We start from the raw sequence: 6,027 nt of genomic DNA on the forward strand, positions 1-6,027 counted from the left end.
GCTCGGGGCGTGGGGGCCGTGGGCCTGGGCTGGGAGGTCCCGCTCTCCTACGTCCGGCGCGACCTGACGTTCGCCCATCGCAAACCCCAGATTGGCTCCGACGTTCCCCCCGCGGGCCGTGAGCAGGTCACGCTGTCCCTCCAGGGACAGGCCATGGACCTGCTTCCCAAGGGGACGACCTGGATCGTCCGCTACGACGCGCCCGACCTCGTCCTCAAGGAGCAGGCCGGCACCTGGGTGATGTACGACGGCCGGGGCAAGACGTGGACCTTCACCGAGCCCGCGCCCCTCTCCGGCGCCGGACTCTGGTTGCTCAGCTCCGTCACCGGCCCGGATGGCACCGCCGTCCAGCTGGAGTACGACGTCTCCAACGTCGCGGTTCCGGGCGGGAGCGCTGTCTCCATCGACCTGCGCCGCGTGCTCTACAACAAGCACCCGACCTCCTCCTGCTTCAAGCACGAGGTCACCCTCAACTACGGCGCCCCGGCCGCGGCGCCGCTGTCGCTGTCCCTGCTGGGCGACCGCGTGCTCACGCGGCTTCGCACCCTGAGCAGCCTCGACGTGGGCAGCCGCGCCAGCTGCACGGGGTCCCCGGAGAAGCTGCGCTCGTATGCCTTCACGTACCTGCCGGACGCCGACACGAAGCAGCCGCGCCTGAGCGCGGTGCGCCTGTCCGGGCGCCAGGGCACCCCGGAGGCGTCCGTCTCACTGCCGGTCGCTTCGTTCGGCTACGGGAGCGCGACCACCAATGGCACGCTTTCGTACCAGAAGACCGGCTCCATCCCGCTGCCCGCCGGGCCGGACCTCACGAAGATCGCCAGCACGTCGCGCGACGGCACGTTCACGCCGCCGGTCGCCGCCGGGACGGGCTCCGCGACCTGGCAGAGTCTCACCGACGTCACCGGTGACGGCCTGCCCGACCTCGTCTACCAGAAGACCGGCACCTTCCAACTCTGGGTGGCCCTCAACCGCCCGGGCGCCTCGGGCGCCACCACCCTGGGCACCATCAACGCGCAGCTCGCGGACACCGTCCTCACCACCGGCGCCTTCGAAACCCGGAGCGCCACGCAGAACCGCTTCGTCAACAGCAGCGCCGCCGTCAACATCGACCAGGTCTGGCGCCAGGCCATGGACATGAATGGTGACGGCCGCGTCGACATCGTCGATGCCGCCGAGACTCCCTGGAAGTGGGTCGTCTACCTCAACACGCCCGGCACGGGCGCCACCGGCGTCCAGTGGCAGCGCCGCGCGTATGCCATCACCCCGCTCTACAACCGGCTCGTCGCCGCCGGGCACCTGCTCAGCAACGGCTACCTGCCCCTGTCCAGCCGCTACAGCGGCCATGACCGCATCATCGGCGCCTGCTGGCGCTGGAGCGGCTCGGCCTGGGCGTCCTACCCGCAGGGCTTCACGGAAGGCATCTGTGGCGGGAACTTCCCCAACGCGGAGCTCAGCGCCAGCCCGGAGAAGACCTACACCGAATGGGCGGTGAACGACGTCAACGGCGACGGCTTCCCGGACCTCGTCTTCAACTCGTCGCGCGTCGAGGTCGTGGGCTCCGTGCCCGCCTTCCCGGGCACCTTCACCGGCGAGGTCATCAACACCCAGCGCACCATCACGATGCAGCCCCTCCACGGGAGCTCGAACCGGGTCGATGCCGTGTTCAACCTCTACGGCCTGTACATCGAGGATGCCTCCCCGGTCTTCTCCGCCCCCATCACGCTCAAGGCGAACACCGCGTGCGGCGTCGGGCTGTGGGCGACGAGCAGCTTCAACCAGGAGGTGATCTGCGGCCTCGCCGACGTCAACGGTGACGGCCTCGTCGACCGGGTGGAGAACCGGACCACCGTTGCACTCGGCACGGGACGCGGCTTCAGCACCGTCACCCTGACCCTGCCGGGAAGCTACGCCACCCAGTCCAGCGCCCAGTTCAACACCTGCTTCGCCCCGGAGCCGGATGCTCCCGGCGCCACGACCTTCTTCGCCGACCAGGTCAACGGGTTGCGCGACCTCACCGGTGACGGCATCCCCGACTTCGTGACCCGCGGTAGCGGCTCGATCTGGACCGTGGCGGTGGGCACCGGAGCGGGCTTCGCCCCGGCGGTGAACATCGACGTCGTCGGCTCCGGCTTCGTGCTCTCCAGCGCGCAGGAGCGCTGCGACGGCATCACGTCCAACACCCAGAGCGGCCTCTACGACCTCAACGGTGACGGCAAGCCGGAGGTGGTGCGCCGCACGGGCTCCACCCTGGACGTCTATCAGCTCGCGGGCGGCAGCCTTCCCGGCAGGCCGGAGGCAGGCCGCATCGTCCAGGTGGACAACGGTTACGGCGCGAAGACGACCGTGGGCTACCGCTCCGCGAAGGAGGATGGCACCACGAAGCACCAGGTGCCCTTCCCCGAAATCGTCGTCACGTCGGTGGACACCGTCGGCACCCAGGGGCTCGGCGGCACGCTGTCCGCGACGCGCTACGCGTATGGCGGCGCGGAGCTGATGTACGACTCCGCGCTCCACACCTTCACCCTGCCCGGCTATCAGCGCTCGGTGTCGTTGCGCTCGGTGACGGTCAACGGCAAGACCGACGGGCACGGGACCATCACGGACACGTACCCGCTGCCCGCGTTCACCGCGGCCTCCAAGGCCGAGCGCTTCGGCCGCTACCTCCAGGCGGGCAAGGTGCGCGACGTCACGGTCCTTACCAGCGGCAGCCTCGATCCCTGGACGTTGCTCGCCACCGACCTGACCACCTATGCCCGCCGGCTCGGGAGCACGCACTACGACTGGGCCACGAAGGTCTACGAAGAGACCCCGCAGAGCGGTGGCACCAACACCGGCCTGGACTGCTTCGAGCTGGCCTATCCGCTCGACTTCCTCGGCTCGTGGAACGCCGTGGGCAACACCTACAACCCCTGCACGGCGCACGGCTTCATGTACGCGCGCGCCACCAACGCCTGGCGCGGGAGCGCGGCGCCGCCGTCCCTCAACAACGTGGTCACCCGCTCGGAGGTGCTCGACGTGGACGACCAGGGCCGGGTGCTCAATGTCCTGTATGCCAATGACGTCTACCGGAGTGATGACGACCTCTGCGTGGAGACGAAGTACGCCACGCCCACGGGCACGAATGAGCGGGTGCTTCACGCGCCCATGAGCCGGCGCTCGTGGACCTGCGACAAGACGCCCTATGTGACGTACACCTCCGAGTCCTGGCAGTACGACGGCCTGGCTTCGGGCAGCGTCTCCCTGGGCCACCTCACCTCGCACAGCCGCGACCGCCGCGACACCGGCACGGGCGCGCTGCTGAACACGGTGAACGAGTACACCGTCAGCTACGACGCTGGCGGCAACCCCTCCACGGTCACCCGCGTGCGCGAGGACGGCGCCGTCCGCACGGTGAAGCTCGCCTACGACGACTTCGGGCTCGCGCTGGTGGAGCAGCGGTTGGAGGCCACCGGCACGCCTGTGCTCACCACCTCCCTCACGCGCGACCCGGTCAGCCTCGCGACGCTGACGGTGACCGATCCCAACAACACCCAATACGGAACCGATCTGGATGGCCATGCACGGCCGGTGCGCTCCACCGTGCGCCCCTTCAACGGGACGCTGGGGGTGATGTCGACGACCCGCTACGACGGCTTCTCCGGCACGGATCCGCTGGGCCGGCGCATCGTCGGCAAGACCTTCACCGACCCCGTCGCGCCCGGCACCGAGGACAGCGCGCCGGGGCGCACCGGCACCGTGTACCTGGATGAGCTGGGCCGCTCGCGCCGCACTGAAGTGGAGCTGGGCACCGACTACGCGAAGGAGCTCCTGATCACCGGAGCCCGGACCTACGATGCCCTGGGCCGGGTGCTGTTCGAAGCGGACCCGTATCCGGCCTCGCAGAACGGGGCGACCGCCTACGGCACGACCTACTTCTTCAACCTGGACGGCACCCCGTCCTGCGACGTCCGCGGCAACGGCCCGCAGGCGTACAGCGCCTCGACGGACCTGGCCACCGAGCGCATCGTGACCTGCTACTTCCGCTCGTTCCTGGATCATCAGGAGACCTTGAGCGTCAACGACGCGGCGGCCCTGACCGCGGCCTCCCCCCAGGCGGGCGTCCTCAAGTCCGCCACCCAGACGGCCGCGGGGCGGATCCTCTCGCGCTCGACGTGGAAGGGCACCGTCCGGCTGGAGCACGCCACGTTCACGCATGACCGGCTGGGCCAGCTCACCGGGATGACCCGCTTCCTGAATCCCGCCCTGCCCTCGGGCCCCGTGCAGTCGTCGTGGACCTACGACTCGTTCGGCCAGCGCCTCCAGTGGCAGGAGCCGGCCAGCGCCGTGAAGACGATGAAGTACAGCAACTGGGGCGAGCCGCTTGAGGTGAGCTGGTACGAGTCCGTCGCAGCACCCGCGGGCAACCGCAACCTGATCAACCGCTATGACGCCCTGGGCCGCGTCACGCACACGGAGGAGCGCAGCAAGGGCGTGGCGGAACCCGACACGGTCTACGACTTCCTCTACGACGTGGGCTCGAGCCCCACCAACCTCGTCGTGCCTGGCAACGTCCTGGGCCGGCTGGCGCGGACCAAGTCGCCCCTGGGCGAGGTCTCCTACAGCTATGACTCCTTCGGCCGGGAGGACGCGCATGTCTTCACCGACAGCGCGGGCAAGTACTACGTCGAGAAGTCCGGGCTGCACGCAGACGGTTCGCTGGATTCGCTCACGCTCCAGCTGCCCGACAACGGCTACGAGAAGGAGGTGGCCTCGTACTCCTACGACACCGCCGGCCGGCTGCGCCTCGTCAGGTTCGAGGACTCCAATGACAGCCGGGAACTCTACATGGCGAGAGACATCGACCCGTTCGGGCGCGTGCGCAAGGCCACGCACGGAGGTGTGGTCGAGTTCGCGGCGGGCTACGCCGACGTCGGCCGTCGGTTGATGACCGACGGGACGCTCGCCTCCAGCTACGGATCCCGAACCCTCTACATGCTCGGGTACGACGCGCTGGGCCGCGAACAGGTGCGACGCGAGATCGTGGACGGCGCCGCCACGGGCCCGAAGACGAACGTCGGCTACGACGCGCTCGGCAGGCTCACGTCGTCGCTGCGCACCAACGGCAGCACCACCCTGGCCCAATGGCAGTACACCTACGACGCGCTCGGCAACGTGCTCACGCAGAACGACCTGCTGGGCACCGCCGATACCGCGATGAGCTACGACACTGTCGACAACGACCAGCTCTGCCGCGTCACGTACGGCGGTGGCGGGACGGGCACCGGTTCGTGTCAGGTGACCCATGACAGCGCGGGCAACGTGGTGAGCCTGCCGTCCCGGAATGGCGGACGCAGCCTGAGCTACTTCCCTTCGGGCAGCGTGCGCACCGTCGCGGATCCGGTCGGCACGGCTTCGTTCCGCTACGGCGCGCTGGGCGCCCTGGAGGAGCTGGACCTGCGGGTCGGAGGCAAGGACGCCCGGCACGAGTGGAAGTTCGGCGGCCTCATCGAGCTGAAGGAGCAGAAGATCGCCGGCCAGGCCACGTCGGTCATCACGCGCCACATCCCCGGCGCGGGCGGCATCGTGGCCAGCCGGCGGGGCTACAAGCAGGACTGGCTCTTCTCCTTCGGCGAGCTGCGCGGCACGCGGTACATGGCGGACAACCAGGGCCGGTTCATCCAGGACGTCGACTACCAGCCCTTTGGCGAGGCGAAGTCCAGCGGGTCCGCGGGACCGGGTGCCCTGCTCTACTCGAGCGCCCAGTGGAATGGCGGCGAGGTGCTGGAGTCCTTCGGCCTGTCACGCCTGGGCGCGCGCCTCTACGACCCCGTGCTCGGCCGGTTCCTCAGCCGGGATCCACTCTTCGTGCCTCGCACCGCGGCCACCACCCACCCCTATGCGTTCGCGATGAACGACCCGGTGAACCTGTCCGATCCAACGGGCCTGGACTCCACCTGCATGGGCAAGGAGTGCCAGGGCCCGTCCGGCGACAGCGGCTTCCCGGGCGGCGGCGGCGGGCCGAGCGGCATCAACGATCCCCGCCTGTAC

1 protein-coding gene is annotated in these 6,027 nt (G+C 69.5%); it reads left to right on the forward strand.

Features of this window, described 5'->3' with window-relative positions; translation table 11 throughout:
• Positions 1 to 6,027, forward strand: a 6,027-nt coding sequence (locus tag D7V97_RS38660) for an RHS repeat-associated core domain-containing protein (RefSeq protein ID WP_147445157.1), incomplete at both ends; no start/stop codon positions are given.

The sequence above is a fragment of the Corallococcus sp. CA053C genome (genome assembly GCF_003611675.1).
In the GTDB taxonomy this organism is placed as follows: domain Bacteria; phylum Myxococcota; class Myxococcia; order Myxococcales; family Myxococcaceae; genus Corallococcus.